This is a genomic window from Mycobacterium sp. P7213, assembly GCF_900604305.1.
Classification (GTDB): Bacteria; Actinomycetota; Actinomycetes; order Mycobacteriales; family Mycobacteriaceae; genus Mycobacterium.
In genome coordinates, this window is sequence record NZ_UWOA01000018.1 from 67229 (window position 1) to 81740 (window position 14512).

17 protein-coding genes are annotated in these 14512 nt (G+C 67.9%); 8 read left to right on the forward strand and 9 right to left on the reverse strand.

Features of this window, described 5'->3' with window-relative positions:
• The first annotated feature begins 154 nt into the window (after nucleotides 1–154).
• Together EJK91_RS09020 and EJK91_RS09025 are read left to right on the forward strand one after the other, a co-directional pair.
• On the forward strand, nucleotides 155–709 hold the full coding sequence (locus EJK91_RS09020; protein ID WP_125078759.1) for a phage holin family protein: 555 nt from the start codon (nucleotides 155–157) through the stop codon (nucleotides 707–709).
• The gene (locus EJK91_RS09025; RefSeq protein ID WP_046301110.1) at nucleotides 709–1674 is read left to right on the forward strand and encodes an alpha/beta fold hydrolase; all 966 of its coding nucleotides are present in this window, start codon (nucleotides 709–711) and stop codon (nucleotides 1672–1674) included. The genes EJK91_RS09020 and EJK91_RS09025 overlap by 1 nt, the downstream gene beginning before the upstream one ends.
• 1 nt (nucleotide 1675) lies before the next feature.
• On the opposite strand, the gene marP is transcribed toward EJK91_RS09025, so the two are convergent.
• The 4 genes from marP to nth are packed head-to-tail and all read right to left on the reverse strand — an operon-like array spanning nucleotide 1676 to nucleotide 5013.
• Nucleotides 1676–2869 (reverse strand): acid resistance serine protease MarP, encoded by a 1194-nt coding sequence (gene marP / locus EJK91_RS09030; protein ID WP_046301109.1) that lies wholly within the window; start codon nucleotides 2867–2869, stop codon nucleotides 1676–1678.
• Nucleotides 2866–3675 (reverse strand): NUDIX hydrolase, encoded by an 810-nt coding sequence (locus EJK91_RS09035; protein WP_125078760.1) that lies wholly within the window; start codon nucleotides 3673–3675, stop codon nucleotides 2866–2868. The genes marP and EJK91_RS09035 overlap by 4 nt, the downstream gene beginning before the upstream one ends.
• Nucleotides 3675–4307, reverse strand: coding sequence for a TlpA family protein disulfide reductase (locus EJK91_RS09040; protein WP_125078761.1), 633 nt, complete (start codon nucleotides 4305–4307; stop codon nucleotides 3675–3677). The genes EJK91_RS09035 and EJK91_RS09040 overlap by 1 nt, the downstream gene beginning before the upstream one ends.
• A 25-nt stretch (nucleotides 4308–4332) precedes the next feature.
• Complete coding sequence (nth, locus tag EJK91_RS09045; protein ID WP_125078767.1) at nucleotides 4333–5013, reverse strand: endonuclease III; 681 nt, start codon at nucleotides 5011–5013, stop codon at nucleotides 4333–4335.
• Between the two features lie 132 nt (nucleotides 5014–5145).
• Between nth and EJK91_RS21735 the strand changes: the two genes are divergently transcribed.
• Both EJK91_RS21735 and crp read left to right on the forward strand, forming a co-directional pair.
• Nucleotides 5146–5286, forward strand: a complete 141-nt coding sequence (locus tag EJK91_RS21735) for a hypothetical protein (RefSeq protein WP_164517919.1) — start codon at nucleotides 5146–5148, stop codon at nucleotides 5284–5286.
• Between the two features lie 105 nt (nucleotides 5287–5391).
• Nucleotides 5392–6066: a cAMP-activated global transcriptional regulator CRP gene (gene crp / locus EJK91_RS09050; protein WP_013830875.1), complete on the forward strand. Its 675-nt coding sequence runs from the start codon at nucleotides 5392–5394 to the stop codon at nucleotides 6064–6066.
• A gap of 128 nt (nucleotides 6067–6194) precedes the next feature.
• Here the strand turns inward: crp and EJK91_RS09055 are convergent, their stop codons facing one another.
• From EJK91_RS09055 to EJK91_RS09065, 3 genes are read right to left on the reverse strand one after another with little or no spacing between them, the layout of a single operon-like run.
• A complete protein-coding gene (locus EJK91_RS09055; RefSeq protein WP_125078762.1) occupies nucleotides 6195–6971 on the reverse strand; it encodes an MBL fold metallo-hydrolase in 777 nt (258 codons plus the stop codon).
• 7 nt (nucleotides 6972–6978) lie between these two features.
• Nucleotides 6979–7446, reverse strand: a complete 468-nt coding sequence (locus EJK91_RS09060) for a RidA family protein (protein ID WP_046301108.1) — start codon at nucleotides 7444–7446, stop codon at nucleotides 6979–6981.
• Nucleotides 7443–7604 carry a DUF4177 domain-containing protein gene (locus EJK91_RS09065; protein ID WP_105295166.1) on the reverse strand — a complete coding sequence of 54 codons (162 nt, stop codon included), beginning with the start codon at nucleotides 7602–7604 and terminating at the stop codon, nucleotides 7443–7445. Before EJK91_RS09065 ends, EJK91_RS09060 begins: the two co-directional genes overlap by 4 nt.
• Before the next feature lie 50 nt (nucleotides 7605–7654).
• Here EJK91_RS09065 and EJK91_RS09070 point away from each other — a divergent pair, with 50 nt between their 5' ends.
• Both EJK91_RS09070 and EJK91_RS09075 read left to right on the forward strand, forming a co-directional pair.
• On the forward strand, nucleotides 7655–8674 hold the full coding sequence (locus EJK91_RS09070) for an ArsA-related P-loop ATPase (RefSeq protein ID WP_036457575.1): 1020 nt from the start codon (nucleotides 7655–7657) through the stop codon (nucleotides 8672–8674).
• Entirely contained in the window at nucleotides 8671–9828 is a 1158-nt protein-coding gene (locus EJK91_RS09075; RefSeq protein ID WP_024441753.1) for an ArsA family ATPase, read from the forward strand. The genes EJK91_RS09070 and EJK91_RS09075 overlap by 4 nt, the downstream gene beginning before the upstream one ends.
• Nucleotides 9829–9858: 30 nt before the next feature.
• Here EJK91_RS09075 and EJK91_RS09080 read toward each other — a convergent pair whose 3' ends face one another.
• The gene (locus EJK91_RS09080; protein WP_046301107.1) at nucleotides 9859–10194 is read right to left on the reverse strand and encodes a WhiB family transcriptional regulator; all 336 of its coding nucleotides are present in this window, start codon (nucleotides 10192–10194) and stop codon (nucleotides 9859–9861) included.
• 393 nt (nucleotides 10195–10587) lie between these two features.
• Here EJK91_RS09080 and ponA2 point away from each other — a divergent pair, with 393 nt between their 5' ends.
• Both ponA2 and EJK91_RS09090 read left to right on the forward strand, forming a co-directional pair.
• Nucleotides 10588–13008, forward strand: coding sequence for a transglycosylase/D,D-transpeptidase PonA2 (gene ponA2 / locus EJK91_RS09085; RefSeq protein ID WP_125078763.1), 2421 nt, complete (start codon nucleotides 10588–10590; stop codon nucleotides 13006–13008).
• 38 nt (nucleotides 13009–13046) lie between these two features.
• Nucleotides 13047–14012 carry a metallophosphoesterase gene (locus EJK91_RS09090; RefSeq protein WP_164517920.1) on the forward strand — a complete coding sequence of 322 codons (966 nt, stop codon included), beginning with the start codon at nucleotides 13047–13049 and terminating at the stop codon, nucleotides 14010–14012.
• Between the two features lie 45 nt (nucleotides 14013–14057).
• Here the strand turns inward: EJK91_RS09090 and EJK91_RS21740 are convergent, their stop codons facing one another.
• The gene (locus EJK91_RS21740) at nucleotides 14058–14252 is read right to left on the reverse strand and encodes a hypothetical protein (protein WP_024441757.1); all 195 of its coding nucleotides are present in this window, start codon (nucleotides 14250–14252) and stop codon (nucleotides 14058–14060) included.
• Between the last annotated feature and the right edge of the window lie 260 nt (nucleotides 14253–14512).

Consider the following 14512-nt stretch of genomic DNA (forward strand, 5'->3'; position numbering starts at 1 on the left):
ACAGCCTAATGGGAATCGCAAGAACGACGGAGCCGGACGCGCGGGCCGCCGCCATGGGCCCCGGGATCTGCTGCAGCTTTTCCGGGGTCACTCGTCGGGTCAGCTACCGCATGGCAACATTAAGCCGCGACGACGGCGAACGGGAGGACAGCCAGTGAGCAAGGGCGATCGCAGGAATGCATCACGCGCCGCAGCCAGGGCGGACCGCAACGGCGTGCCCAACACCTTGGCGACCATCCCATTGGCCGACCCGCATGCGCTGCCCTCCGACCCGTCCCTGGGCGACCTCGTCAAGGATGCCACGGCGCAGATGTCGACACTGGTACGTGCGGAGGTCGAACTGGCCCGCGCCGAGATCACTCGGGACGTCAAGAAGGGCCTGACCGGCAGCGTGTTCTTCATCGCGGCCCTGGTGGTGTTGTTCTACTCCACCTTCTTTTTCTTCTTCTTCGTCGCCGAGCTACTCAACATGTGGCTACAGGACTGGGCCGCCTACCTGATCGTGTTCGGGATCATGCTGGTGGTGACCGTGGCCCTGGCGCTGCTCGGCTTCCTGCGGGTGCGCCGGATCCGCGGGCCGCGCCAAACGATCGAATCGGTGCGTGAGACCGCGGAGGCGCTGCGCCCCGATCCGGACCGCCTGCACGGCTCGTCGGCGTCACCGGCGGGCTCGCCCGGCAGGCCGACCACCGATCCCTCGGGCTGGTAGTGCCGCCACCGGATCCGTCGATCACCCGCATCGACGGGCCGTGGCGACACTGGGACATCCACGCCAACGGCATTCGGTTCCATGTCGTCGAGGCGACAACGGTCGGCAAAGACGCGGCCAGCGCCGCTGACGCCCCGCCGACGTCGCGGCCGCTGGTGATGCTGCTGCACGGTTTCGGCTCGTTCTGGTGGACCTGGCGTCATCAGTTGCGCGGGCTGAGCGATGCGCGGGTCGTCGCCGTCGATCTGCGTGGCTACGGTGGCAGCGACAAGCCTCCCCGCGGCTACGACGGCTGGACGCTTGCCGGCGACACCGCCGGGCTGATCCGGGCTCTGGGACACTCCTCGGCCACCCTGGTCGGCCACGCCGACGGAGGCCTGGTGTGCTGGGCGACCGCGCTGCTGCACCCCCGCTTGGTGCGCGACATCGCCGTCATCAGCTCGCCGCATCCGGCGGCGCTGCGCAACTCGGCGCTGACCCACGCCGATCAGGGCCGGGCGCTGTTGCCGTGGTTGCTGCGGTACCAGGTGCCGTTCTGGCCGGAACGCTCCTTGACCCGCCGCGAGGGAGCCGGGCTAGAGCGCTTGGTGCGTAGTAGAGCCGGGGCGAACTGGCAGGCGAGTGCGGATTTCGCCGAGACCATCAGTCACCTGCGCACCGCGGTACAGATTCCGTCGGCGGCCCATTGCGCGCTGGAGTACCAGCGCTGGGCGGTGCGCAGTCAGCTCCGCGCTGAAGGCCGGCGGTTCATGAAGGCGTTGGACCTGCGCACGCTGAACATTCCGCTGCTGCACCTACGCGGCGAGGACGACCCCTACGTGCTGGCCGACCCGGTCGACAAGACCCGGCGGTACGCGCCGCACGGGAAGTATGTGTCGGTGCCCGGCGCAGGGCATTTCGCTCACGAAGAGTCACCCGAGGTGGTCAACGACCACCTGAGGCAATTCTTGAGCGGCAGAGACTAACTCACTCTCCCCCGACGCAGGTCTGCGTCGAGACCGGCTGGGTGTCGCCGATGCGGGCGAGCTGACCCGCCACCTCTTCAGCGGTCATCACGAAACCGGTGTCAGCGTCGTCGACCGCCGCACCGAACACCACGCCGATCACCCGCCCGTCCATGTCGATCATGGGGCCACCGGAATTACCTTGCTGCACAGTGCCTCTGATGGTGTAAACCCGGCGGGTGACGGTGGTGTTGCGATAGATGTCGGGGCCCTCAAGGTTGATGACGTCGCGGATACGGGCCGGGGTGGCCTCGAAGACCCCGCCGCCGGGGTAGCCCAGGACCAGTGCATCGGTGTCGGCCTGCGCTGGCGACGGGGCGAACGGCAACGGCGGCAACGGCAGATCGGGCACCGCCAGGATGGAGATGTCTTCCTTGGGGTCGAAGGAGATCACCGTGGCGTCATACGATTTGGTGCCGCTCTCCACGGTGACGCTGTCCGAGCCGGCCACCACGTGCGCGTTCGTCATCACCCGATTGGGCGAGATGACGAATCCGGTGCCTTCCAAGACTTTCTGGCAGTTGGGCGCCACACCGCGGATCCGCAGCACGCTCGGCGCAGTGGCTTCCACCACCGGACTGGCGGCCAGTTCCGGGTCGGGGGCATCCACCGCGGCGATCGGGGCGTGATTGAAGGGCTCCAGCACGGCCGGCAGCCCGGAATCGTCGAGCACCGCCGAGAGCCGGCGAGGCACGTTCTTGAGCCACTGCGGCGCGACGTCGTCGACCTGACGCAACACTCGCGAATCATTGACGGCGGCGGCCAGGCTCGGCTGATCGGATGCGGTCAGTGGGGTGGCCAGCAGCCAGGCCGCGATCAGCACCACCCCGAGCTGCAGCACCACCCCGACGATGGAGTCGACGCCGCGGACACCGGGGTTGCGGATCGCTCCGCGCACCGCCCGGCCCAGCACGACTCCGGCAACCTCGCCGATGACAACCATGGCCAGGATCAGAAACAGCGCGGCGAACAGTTTCAGCCGCGCGCCGGAGACGCTCTCGATCAGGTGCGGGGCCAGCAGCACCCCGGCCATCGCCCCCAACGCAACACCGACGAAGGAGAGCAGGGAGCCCAGCGCGCCGGAACGCCAGCCAGACACTGCGGCAACGAAGGCGATCGCCAGCACGGCGATGTCCAGCCACTGCGACGACGTCATATCCCTGTCATCCCCGTTCCACCAGGTTCTTCTCCAACCAAAGCCATGGCCTCGTCCAACCCGAGTACCTCGCTGGTGTCCCAGGGCTGTGCCCAACCGGCCACATCCAGCATCGCCGAGATCACCTGGGCGGTGAATCCCCAGACCAGCATCTGGTTGAGCCGGAAAGCCGGCATTGCCCAACGCCGACTGCGCGCATCACGGTAAACCATCAACCGGTTCTCGGGGTTGATGAATGCCCGGACTGGAACGCGGGCCACGATCGCGGTCTCGCCCGGGTCCACCGCAGTCACCGGTCCGGGATCCTCGGAGTAGGCCAAAACCGGCACCACGTGGAACCCCGAGGGGGCGATGAAGACCTTGTCCAGGGTGACCAGTGGGTGCACCCGGACCGGGTCGATCCCGGTCTCCTCGTTGGCCTCCCGCAACGCGGTGGCAATCGGCCCGTCGTCGTCGGGGTCGACCGCTCCGCCCGGAAATGCGGCCTGGCCGGCGTGATGACGCAGCGTCGAGGCGCGCACCGTGACCAGCAGGTCAGCGGATTCCGATATCGCTTCCGGCGGGCCGCCCGGCGGGCCGGAGAACAGCACCAGTACGGCCGCGTCGCGCCGGCGTCCGGTGACGCTGGCCTTGGCGTTGGCCGCCGTGATCATCGCGCGGACATCGGCGGGCAGCCGGTGCAGGTAGGCCTTCGGCAACTTCTCGACGTTGTCGACCAGCGGGCGCAACCACGACGGGGCACCGGGCTGGGACTCGCCAGCGCTCACCGCGCCTCCCTTGCGTGCCGGATCCTGATCACCCCACATCAGCGGCCGCTGTTTTCGACGGCGGCGGCGATCTCTTCGGCATTGGCGAAGGGCTGCGGCAGGATGCGGGCAACGCTACCGTCCGCGGCCAGCACCACCGTCGCGGGCATCACATTGGGCACCCGTAACGCCGCCGCCAGCTGCCGTCGGCCGTCTTGCAGGGTGGGCAGCCGCACGCCCAGCTCGGCCAGCAGGGCCAATCCGGCGGCTTGGTTGTCGTCTTGATGCACCGTCACCACTGTCACGGTCGGCCCGGCCCGGCGCTGGTATTCGGCGAACGCCCGCAGCTCGTCTCGGCACGGCCCACACCAGTACGCCCACAGATTGAGCACCACCTTCCGGCCGGCGAACATTGCCGCCACGTCGATCGGCGAACCGTCGGCCGCGCACTCGACAATGAGCCCGCGCAGCGCGCTCGGCCCGCTGTCGCCCGGGCCCGCCTGGCAGGGTGGCAGGTCGGCGCGCTGGCGCAGCGAGGCCAGGTCCGCTGCGGCGCCGGCCATGGACCCGCTGCGGCCCGGCTCCGTGGCGGCCGGTTCGCGGCGCAGTTCGGCCACCAGCCCGGTGAGCAGTGCAGCCACCACCACCAATACGGCTAGGCCGGTCAGCGTCCATCCGCTCGGTCGGCTCATCGGCGCAATCTGATCCAGGGATCCGCTACAACCCGGCCAGGGCCAGCAGATGCTCGGTCTCGGGGCCCTTGACCAGGGCAGCAGCCTCCATCGGGGAGGTAGGCCCGATGCCGAATGACGGGCAGTCCTTGGCCAGCACGCACACCCCGCAGGCCGGCTTGCGGGAGTGACAGACCCGTCGGCCGTGGAAGATCACCCGGTGGCTGAGCAGTGTCCATTCCTTGCGTTCGATGAGCTCACCGACCGCGTGCTCGACCTTGACTGGGTCTTCCTCGCTGGTCCAGGCCCAGCGTCGCACCAGCCGGCCGAAGTGGGTGTCGACCGTGATGCCCGGCACCCCGAACGCGTTGCCGAGGATCACGTTGGCGGTCTTGCGGCCCACCCCGGGCAGGCGCACCAGCTCGTCCATGGTGTCGGGCAGTTCGCCGTCGAAGCGTTCCACCAGGGCCTGGCCAAGGTTGATCAGCGAAGCCGCCTTGTTGCGGTAGAAGCCGGTTGGCCGAATCAGCTCCTCCAGCTCCGCGCGATCGGCCTGGGCGTAGGCCAGCGCGGTGGGATAGCGGGCGAACAACACCGGCGTCGTCAGGTTCACCCGCACGTCGGTGCATTGCGCCGACAGCACGGTGGCGACGGCCAACTCCAGGGGCGTGGTGAAGTCCAACTCGCAGTGGGCGTCGGGAAAGGCCTGGGCCAGAGTCCGATTCATCCGACGTGCCCGCCGGACCAGTCCGGTCCGGGTTTCGGTCCGCGCCGGGCGCGAGGCTTTGTCCACTGTCACCTCCGACAGGGTACTAATCTGTGACCCCAACGAGACCTTGCCCATGTTTACTGACGACTTGTGTCCTGGTTGCTGATCACCGCGATCCCGACGCTGCTGATGCTGTCGGCGGTCGGGCTGGAACGCATCGAAACCGGGCTGAGCCGGGAACAGAAGGCGAATCCCCGGTTTCCGCCGAATCGGCATGCCAATCGTGCGTAGCGTTGTAACCTCGCTTGACGCCTGGCTCTAGACTCAGGTGGCTGGCCGGGTAGCGGCCCGCGCTTACCGCTTTAAAACCTTCATCAAAAACATCTAAGGGGCATCGTGGACGAGATCCTGGCGAGGGCCGGAATCTTCCAGGGAGTTGAGCCCAGCGCGGTAGCCGCGCTGACCAAGCAGCTTCAGCCCGTGGATTTTCCGCGTGGACACACCGTGTTCGCCGAGGGAGAGCCCGGCGACAGGCTGTACATCATCGTCTCCGGGAAAGTGAAGATCGGCCGACGGTCGCCCGACGGCCGGGAGAACCTCCTGACCATCATGGGCCCCTCGGACATGTTCGGTGAGTTGTCGATCTTCGACCCGGGTCCCCGGACCTCGAGCGCGACCACCATCACCGAAGTGCGCGCGGTCTCGATGGACCGTGACGCCCTGCGGTCGTGGATCTCTGATCGGCCCGAGATCGCCGAGCAGCTGCTGCGGGTGTTGGCCCGCCGGCTGCGCCGCACCAACAACAACCTGGCCGACCTGATCTTCACCGACGTGCCCGGTCGGGTCGCCAAGCAGCTGCTGCAGCTGGCGCAACGGTTCGGCACCCAGGAGGGTGGGGCCCTGCGGGTCACCCACGACCTGACCCAGGAAGAGATCGCCCAGCTGGTCGGGGCCTCGCGGGAGACGGTGAACAAGGCGCTGGCCGACTTCGCCCACCGCGGCTGGATCCGGCTCGAGGGCAAGAGCGTGCTGATCTCCGACTCCGAGCGGCTGGCCCGCCGGGCGCGGTAGTCACTCGGCCAAAGCCCCTCGCTAGACCAAAGCCCCTCGCCGAGCCTGTAGTTAGCGCGGAAAAGTACGAGTAGCCGCCGCGCTAACTACAGGCTCGCGAGCGGGAGGTGCCCCCAGCCTCGCGCGGGTCAGCCCCGCAGGTAGTTCAGCTGGGCCTGCACGGACCATTCGGCGGCGCCCCACAGCTCTTCGTCGACGTCGGTGTAGACGTATTCGACGACTTGGCGGGCCGTGGCGTCCTCGCCCAGCGCGGCCAGCGCGGAGCGCACCTGGTCGAGCCGTTGTTCGCGGTGAGCCAGATAGCCGTCGGCCACCGCTTCGATGTTCGGCAGCTCCGGTCCGTGCCCGGGCAGCACCATGCGTCTACCCAGCCCGCGCAGGCGCCGCAGCGAATCCAGGTAGCGCGTCAGGTCGCCGTCCTCGGAGTCGATGACGGTGGTGCCGCGACCCAGCACGGTGTCGGCGGTCAAGACGGCATCGTCGAGCACGAACGACAGCGAGTCAGCGGTGTGGCCCGGAGTGGCGAACACGGTGATACGCAGGCCTGCGGCGTCGATCACCTGACCGTCGATCAGCCCGCCGCCGAGCCGCCGCTGGAATCCGCTACCCGCGGAGTACACCGGTGCCCCGACGGCGTCCACCAGCTTGTCGATGCCCTCGGTGTGATCGAAGTGCCGGTGGCTGATCAGCACCAGGGCGATCCGGCCGACCTCGGCCAGCCGGCCGAGGTGCTCGTCGTCATCGGGCCCCGGGTCGACGATCACCACCTCGTCGCTGCCGCGGCCACGCAGCACCCAGGTGTTGGTGCCGTCCAGGGTCATCAGCCCGGGGTTGTCGGCCAGCAGCACCGACGCGGTCTCGGTGACCGGCCGCAGCCGACCGTACGCGGGATGACTGGCCGACACCGCCTGGCTACTCCGCCGCGGCCTTCAGTTCGACGATCAGTTCGACCTCCACCGGCGCATCCAGCGGCAACTCGGCCACCCCGACCGCGGACCGGGCGTGCTGGCCGCAATCGCCGAACACCTCACCCAACAGTTCGGAGGCCCCGTTGACCACACCGGGCTGCCCGTTGAAGTTCGGCGCCGACGCGACGAACCCGACCACCTTGACCACCCGGGCCACGGCATCGAGGCCAACCAGGGCATCCACCGCGGCCAGCGCGTTGAGCGCGCAGATCCGGGCCAGCGCGTGGCCCTGCTCCGGGCTGACCTGCGCGCCCACCTTGCCGGTGCGCGGCAATTCGCCGGCCTGCATCGGCAACTGACCCGAGGTGTAGACGACGTTGCCGGTGCGCACCGCTGGCACGTAGGCCGCCAGCGGCGCCACCACGTCGGGCAGCTCGATCCCGAGTTCGGTCAGCCGTGCCCGCCAGCTCATCGCGGGCGTTTCAGGAAGGCGATGAGCTGCTCACCGGAGGGCCCGGGCAGCACCGAGACCAGCTCCCAGCCGTCTTCTCCCCATTGGTCGAGGATCTGCTTGGTGGCGTGCGTGATCAAGGGGACGGTGGCGTACTCCCAGACCGTGCGTTGACTCATGGCAGCGAGCTTATCGCTAGGACGCTCAAGCACTTGGTTAGCATGCAGTAGTGACAGCCACATCCAGCAGCGAGCCGCTTCTCGGCTGGCCTTCGCGATTGACGAAGGCCCGGCTGCATTTCGTGACCGGCAAGGGCGGTACCGGCAAGACGACGGTGGCGGCCGCGCTCGCGCTATCGCTCGCGGCCGGCGGACGCCGAGTCCTTCTAGTGGAAGTCGAAGAACGCCAAGGCATTGCGCAAATCTTCGATGTGCCTCCGCTGCCCATCGCCCCGCTCAAGGTCGCGACCGCCGAGGGCGGCGGGCAGGTCGATGCGCTGGCGATGGACATCGAGGCCGCGTTCCTGGAATACCTCGACTTGTTCTACAACCTGGGGATCGCCGGGCGGGCGATGCGGCGCGTCGGGGCGGTCGAGTTCGCCACCACCATCGCGCCCGGTCTGCGAGACGTCATCCTCACCGGCAAGATCAAGTACCACGTGATCCAGACCGACAAGAACAACAAGCCGGTCTACGACGCGATTGTGGTGGATGCGCCGCCGACCGGGCGGATCGCGCGGTTCCTCGACGTCACCAAGGCGGTGTCGCAGCTGGCCAAGGGCGGCCCGGTGCACTCGCAGGCCGACGGCGTGGTGAAGCTGCTGCACTCCGACCAGACCGCGATCCATCTGGTGACGCTGCTGGAGGCCCTGCCGATGCAGGAGACCCTGGAGGCCATCGACGAGCTGCGCGAGCTGGACCTGCCGATCGGCAGCGTGATCGTCAACCGCGACATCGCCGTTCATCTGGATCCCGCCGACCTGGCGAAGGCGGCCGAAGGTGTCGTCGACGCGGACGCGGTCCGAAGCGGGCTGGCCGCGGCGGGGATCACGCTGTCCGACGAGAACTTCGCCGGTCTGCTGACCGAAACCATCCAGCACGCCACTCGCATCAGTGCCCGGACGGAAACGGCCGATCAGCTGCAGCAGTTGGATGTGCCGCGGCTGCACCTGCCGACGATCGCCGACGGGGTCGACCTCGGCAGCCTCTATGAACTTTCCGAAATTCTCGGCCAACAGGGGGTTCGATGACACCCGATACGACCGGCAAACCGCTGGCACTGGACTTGGCGGCGATCCTGGCCGATACCGCCAATCGGGTGGTGGTGTGCTGCGGCGCCGGCGGTGTGGGCAAGACCACCACCGCGGCGTCGATGGCGCTGCGGGCCGCCGAATACGGCCGCACCGTGGTGGTGCTGACCATCGACCCCGCCCGTCGGCTGGCACAGGCGCTGGGCATCGACGACTTGGGCAACCACCCACAGCGGGTGCCACTGCCCGCGGAGGTGCCAGGTGAGCTGCACGCGATGATGCTCGACATGCGTCGCACCTTCGACGAGATGGTGACGCAGTACTCCGGCCCGGAGCGGGCCGAGGCGATCCTGGGCAACCAGTTCTACCAAACGGTAGCGACCTCGCTCTCCGGCACGCAGGAGTACATGGCGATGGAGAAGCTCGGCCAGCTGCTCGCCGAGGACCGCTGGGATCTGGTGGTCGTGGACACCCCGCCGTCGCGCAATGCCTTGGACTTCCTGGACGCGCCGAAACGGCTGGGCAGCTTCATGGACAGCCGGCTGTGGAAGTTGCTGCTGGGCCCGGGGCGGGGCATCGGCAAGCTGGTCGCCGGCGCGCTCGGCCTGGCGATGAAGGCCCTTTCGACGGTGCTGGGTTCGCAAATGCTTTCCGATGCAGCGAATTTCGTGCAGTCCCTCGATGCCACTTTCGGCGGTTTCCGGGAGAAGGCCGACCGCACCTATGACCTGCTCAAACGCCGCGGCACCCAGTTCGTGGTGGTGTCGGCAGCCGAACCCGACGCGTTGCGCGAGGCGTCGTTCTTCGTCGACCGGCTCTCCCAAGAGCACATGCCGCTGGCGGGGCTGATTCTCAACCGCACCCATCCGATGTTGTGCGACCTGCCGATCGAGCGCGCCATCGACGCGATCGAGACGCTGCAGGAGCCCCAGATCGGTGCGTCGCTGCCCGACGGGGCGAAGGCACTCACCACCGCGGCGCTACAGATTCACGCCGAACGCGGTGCTACCGCAAAGCGTGAGATCCGGCTGCTCTCGCGTTTCACCCGGGCCAACCCGCGGGTTCCCATCGTGGGGGTGCCGTCATTGCCGTTCGACGTCTCCGATCTGGAGGCGCTCGGCGCGATCGCCGATCAGCTGACGGCGAAAAAGTAGAAGAAGACGCGAAGAAGGCTCAGCCGGGCATCAGCCGGCGTCACGCTGCTTACGCTGCGCGACGAAGTACTCGCGCCAGGAGGTCACTTCGGGGTGCTGCTTGAGCAGCGCCCGGCGTTGCCGCTCTGTCATGCCGCCCCAGACACCGAACTCGACCCGGTTGTCGAGGGCGTCGGCCAGACACTCGAGCACGACCGGGCAGTGCCGACAGATCACTGCGGCTTTGCGTTGCGCCGCACCGCGTACGAAGAGTTCATCGGGGTCCGCACCGCGGCAGACGGCCTTGGAAACCCAGGCGATTCGACTCTCGTCCTGCACGCCGCGCAAGACGGTTCGGGGGGGTTGGGATGCTGAAGCCATTGGCATGCTGGTGTTGTGAACCGCTGTCCCTGCAACAGACACTGACGATCCTCCGTCCCGGCCGCCGCCGGCAGCCACCTATTCAACATCGGCGTCGACCGACACACTGCGATCTGCGCCACATCGTGTCATCAGTGTTACCTGAATCGCACTTGATGTCCAAGTTAGGTGGTCAGGTGCTGTCTGCGCAACAGGTTGGTCGGCACATTTTTGGGACGACCGTGCCGTCCGATCATGATCTGAGCCGCGATCAGCGACGCGACCCGGCACGGACCGCCATTTTTTAACACGTGCGTCAATTGAAGCAGTGCGGGGTTCCCCGACGGCGGGGCGGGCCGATGGCGACGGCCCGCTTCGCCCGGCTCCGCCGCGCTTGCGACCACCGCTAGTGTGTTAGCCATGTCGGAGCGCCCCCCGACCGGCCCTACTGTGCTCAAACTGGCCGGGTGTTGTCTGCTCGCCGCCGTCTTGCTCGCGGCGCTGCTGTTTCCCGTCGCCGGCGGTGTCGGCCTGATGTCCAACCGCGCCTCCGACGTGGTGGCCAACGGATCGGCCCAGCTGGTCAGCGGTGATGTGCCCGCGGTGTCGACGATGGTCGACGCCAAGGGCAACACGATCGCGTGGTTGTACTCGCAGCGCCGGTTCGAGGTGCCCAGCGACAAGATCGCCGACACGATGAAGCTGGCGATCGTCTCCATCGAAGACAAGCGGTTCGCCGAACACAGTGGGGTGGACTGGAAGGGCACGCTGACCGGTCTGGCCGGCTACGCCTCCGGGGACATCGACACCCGCGGCGGTTCGACGCTGGAACAGCAGTACATCAAGAACTACCAGCTGCTGGTGCTGGCCCAGACCGATGCCGAGAAGCGCGCTGCGATCGAGACCACCCCGGCGCGCAAGCTCCGGGAAATCCGGATGGCGCTCACCCTGGACCGGACCTTCACCAAGCCGCAGCTGCTGACCCGCTACCTCAACCTGGTGTCGTTCGGGAACAACTCGTTCGGCGTCCAAGACGCGGCCCAGACCTACTTCGGCGTGGATGCGGTGGACCTGAACTGGCAGCAGTCGGCCCTGTTGGCCGGCATGGTGCAGTCGACCAGCACGCTGAACCCCTACACCAATCCCGAGGGCGCACTGGCACGACGGAACCTGGTGCTGGACACCATGATCGAAAACATCCCCGGCGAGGCCGACGCGCTGCGCGCGGCCAAGCAGGAGCCGCTGGGCATCCTGCCGCAGCCCAATGAGCTGCCCCGGGGCTGCATCGCGGCGGGCGACCGGGCCTTCTTCTGCGACTACGTGCAGGAGTACCTGACGCGGGCGGGGATCAGCAAGGAGCAAGTGGCCCGCGGCGGCTACGTCATCCACACCACGCTGGACCCAGACGTGCAGGCCCCGATCAAGCAGGCGATCGACAACTTCGCCAACCCCAACGTGCAGGGCATCGCCAGCGTGATGAGCGTGATCAAGCCCGGCAGTGACGCACACCCGGTGCTGGCCATGGCCAGCAACCGCACCTACGGGCTCAACGCCGACCTCGGCGAGACCATGCGGCCGCAACCGTTCTCACTGGTCGGCGACGGCGCCGGGTCGATCTTCAAGACATTCACCGTGGCCGCGGCTCTCGAGATGGGCATGGGCATCAGCGCCGATCTCGAAGTGCCCGGCCGGTTCCAGACCAAGGGCATGGGCAGCGGCGGCGCCAAGGGCTGCCCCAAAGAGACCTGGTGCGTGGTCAACGTCGCGCCTTACCGGTCGCCGATGAACGTCTCCACCGCGCTGGCCACCTCGCCCAACACCGCGTTCGCGAAGCTGATCTCCCAGGTCGGCGTCGGCCGCACGGTGGACATGGCGATCAAGCTGGGCCTGCGTTCCTACGCCGACCCGGGCACGGCCCGCGACTACGACCCGGACAGCAACGAGAGCCTGGCCGACTTCGTCAAACGCCAGAACCTGGGCTCATTCACCCTGGGCCCGATCGAGGTCAACGCGCTGGAGTTGTCCAACGTTGCCGCCACCTTGGCCTCCGGTGGGGTCTGGTGCCCGCCGAACCCGATCGACAAGGTCTTCGACCGCAACGGCAACGAGGTGGCTGTGACCACCGAGACCTGTGAGCGAGTGGTTCCCGAAGGGCTCGCGAACACGCTGGCCAACGCCTTGAGCAAGGATATCCAGGGCGGCGGGACCGCGGCACCGGCCGCCGGTTCGGTGGGCTGGGATCTGCCGATGGCGGGCAAGACCGGCACCACCGAGGCCCACCGCTCGTCGGGCTTTCTGGGCTTCACCAACCGCTACGCTGCGGCCAACTACATCTTCGACGATTCCAGCTCGCCGTCGGATCTGTGTTCCTTCCCGCTGCGGCACTGCGGGGACGGGGACCTCTACGGCGGCAACGAGCCGGCCCGCACCTGGTTCGCGGCGATGAAGCCGATCGCCACCGACTTCGGCGATGTCATCATGCCGCCGACCGAGCCGCGGTACGTCGACGGCGGCCCCAATTCCCGGGTGCCCAGCGTTGTGGGCCTGGAAGTGGATGCCGCGCGCCTGCGCCTCAAGGAATCCGGATTCCAGGTCGCCGACCAGCCGAACTGGGTCAACAGCAGCGCCCGTTCCGGGGCGGTCGTCGGCACCTCACCGAACGGTCAGACCATTCCCGGCTCGATCGTCACCATCGAGGTCAGCAACGGCATCCCGCCGCCACCGCCACCGCCGCCGGACGGTCTGCCGCCGATCGGGCCGGTGGGTTCGACGGTGGTGGAGATTCCCGGGTTGCCGCCGAWCACCATTCCGCTGCTGCCGCCCCCCGCGCCGCCGCCTTAACCGCGGTAGCGCGCGCTGGGCGCAGTAGTCTGAACGCCATGGCCCCTTCACCTGCCCTGCCCCGGTCCGTGGTCGCCGCTTCGGCGGCGCTCGGGCCGGCGGCTCTCGCTATCGGCTACGGCGCGCTCATCGAACGCAATGCGTTCGTGGTGCGAGAGGCGACGATGCCGGTGCTGGCTCCCGGATCTTCACCGCTGCGGGTGCTGCATATCAGCGACATCCACATGCGCCCCGGGCAGCGCCGCAAGCAGGCCTGGTTGCGGGAGCTGGTGCGCCTGGAGCCCGACCTGGTGGTCAACACCGGCGACAATCTCGCCCACCCGAAGGCGGTCCCGGCGGTGGTGCAGGCCCTCGGTGACCTGCTGTCGGTGCCGGGCGTGTTCGTGTTCGGCAGCAACGACTACTTCGGTCCGCGGCTGAAGAACCCGGCGAAGTACCTGACCAAGCCGACACATCGCATCCACGGCGTCCCGTTGCCCTGGCAGGACCTGCGGGCGGCCTTCACCGAGCGGGGTTGGCTGGATCTGACCCACAACCGTCGTGAATTCGACGTGGCCGGCCATCGGATTGCCGCAGCCGGCGTCGACGACCCGCACATCGAGCGGGACCGCTATGACACCATCTCCGGTCCGGCCGACCTGACCGCCGATCTGCGCCTGGGGCTGACCCATTCGCCGGAGCCACGCGTGCTGGACCGGTTCGCCGCCGACGGCTATCAGCTGGTGATGGCCGGCCACACCCACGGCGGCCAGCTGTGCGTGCCGTTCTACGGCGCACTGGTGACCAACTGCGGGCTGGATCGCTCCCGGGTCAAGGGGCCCTCGCAGTGGGGTGCGCACATGCGCCTGCACGTCTCAGCGGGGATCGGCACCTCACCGTTCGCGCCGGTGCGGTTCGCCTGCCGCCCCGAAGCCAGCCTGCTGACCCTGGTGGCGGCGCCGACCGGCGGTGACGACTCGCAGCTCACCCGCGGCTCGACCGAGCCCTCCGTGTCGGCCCGTTGACTGGGCGGATCGTCGAAGCCGAGCGGATCGCCGCCGGCACCTGAATTACGACGAAGACTGGCCGGCGCAGCAAGGGCTGGACCCGACAGGTCCGGCCGCAGTCTTGGCCGCGTTCGAGAGGTCCTGCCGGTTCGCGTTCGCCTGAGCCCGCTCTTCGGCTGCGTCGGGGTTGGTGGCGGCAAGCCACACCGCAGCCAGAGCGAAGAAACCGGCGTACACCGCTCCGCCTAACAGCGTCATGATCTGACTCCCTTTGCACTGATATGTAGGGATGTTTGTCAAGTCCCAGGGTGAAGCGGCGGCCACGACCGTCGTCATGGCCGCCGCTTCGTGACCAGGTGAATGTGGGTTGTCGAGCGTGTCGTATCGACGCGTATCAAGTCTGATATTCGCGGGTTGGTTACCGCAGGACGGGACTTTCGAGTCGGAGTTGGCCGCTATCTAAGGTCGAGCGTAATGCGTTGCAGGGCAGCGACATCGTTCATAGCGCAGCCGCGGGT

What these genes read in the sequence shown, in the direction of transcription:
- marP (WP_046301109.1), bottom strand. Translation starts at nt 2,869, where the DNA reads ATGACGTCGTCGCAGTGGCTGGACATCGCCGTGCTGGCGATCGCCTTC.
- EJK91_RS09035 (WP_125078760.1), bottom strand. Translation starts at nt 3,675, where the DNA reads ATGTGGGGTGATCAGGATCCGGCACGCAAGGGAGGCGCGGTGAGCGCT.
- EJK91_RS09040 (WP_125078761.1), bottom strand. Translation starts at nt 4,307, where the DNA reads ATGAGCCGACCGAGCGGATGGACGCTGACCGGCCTAGCCGTATTGGTG.
- nth (WP_125078767.1), bottom strand. Translation starts at nt 5,013, where the DNA reads ATGAATCGGACTCTGGCCCAGGCCTTTCCCGACGCCCACTGCGAGTTG.
- EJK91_RS09060 (WP_046301108.1), bottom strand. Translation starts at nt 7,446, where the DNA reads ATGAGCTGGCGGGCACGGCTGACCGAACTCGGGATCGAGCTGCCCGAC.
- EJK91_RS09065 (WP_105295166.1), bottom strand. Translation starts at nt 7,604, where the DNA reads ATGAGTCAACGCACGGTCTGGGAGTACGCCACCGTCCCCTTGATCACG.
- EJK91_RS09075 (WP_024441753.1), top strand. Translation starts at nt 8,671, where the DNA reads ATGACACCCGATACGACCGGCAAACCGCTGGCACTGGACTTGGCGGCG.
- EJK91_RS09080 (WP_046301107.1), bottom strand. Translation starts at nt 10,194, where the DNA reads ATGCCAATGGCTTCAGCATCCCAACCCCCCCGAACCGTCTTGCGCGGC.
- EJK91_RS09090 (WP_164517920.1), top strand. Translation starts at nt 13,047, where the DNA reads ATGGCCCCTTCACCTGCCCTGCCCCGGTCCGTGGTCGCCGCTTCGGCG.
- EJK91_RS21740 (WP_024441757.1), bottom strand. Translation starts at nt 14,252, where the DNA reads ATGACGCTGTTAGGCGGAGCGGTGTACGCCGGTTTCTTCGCTCTGGCT.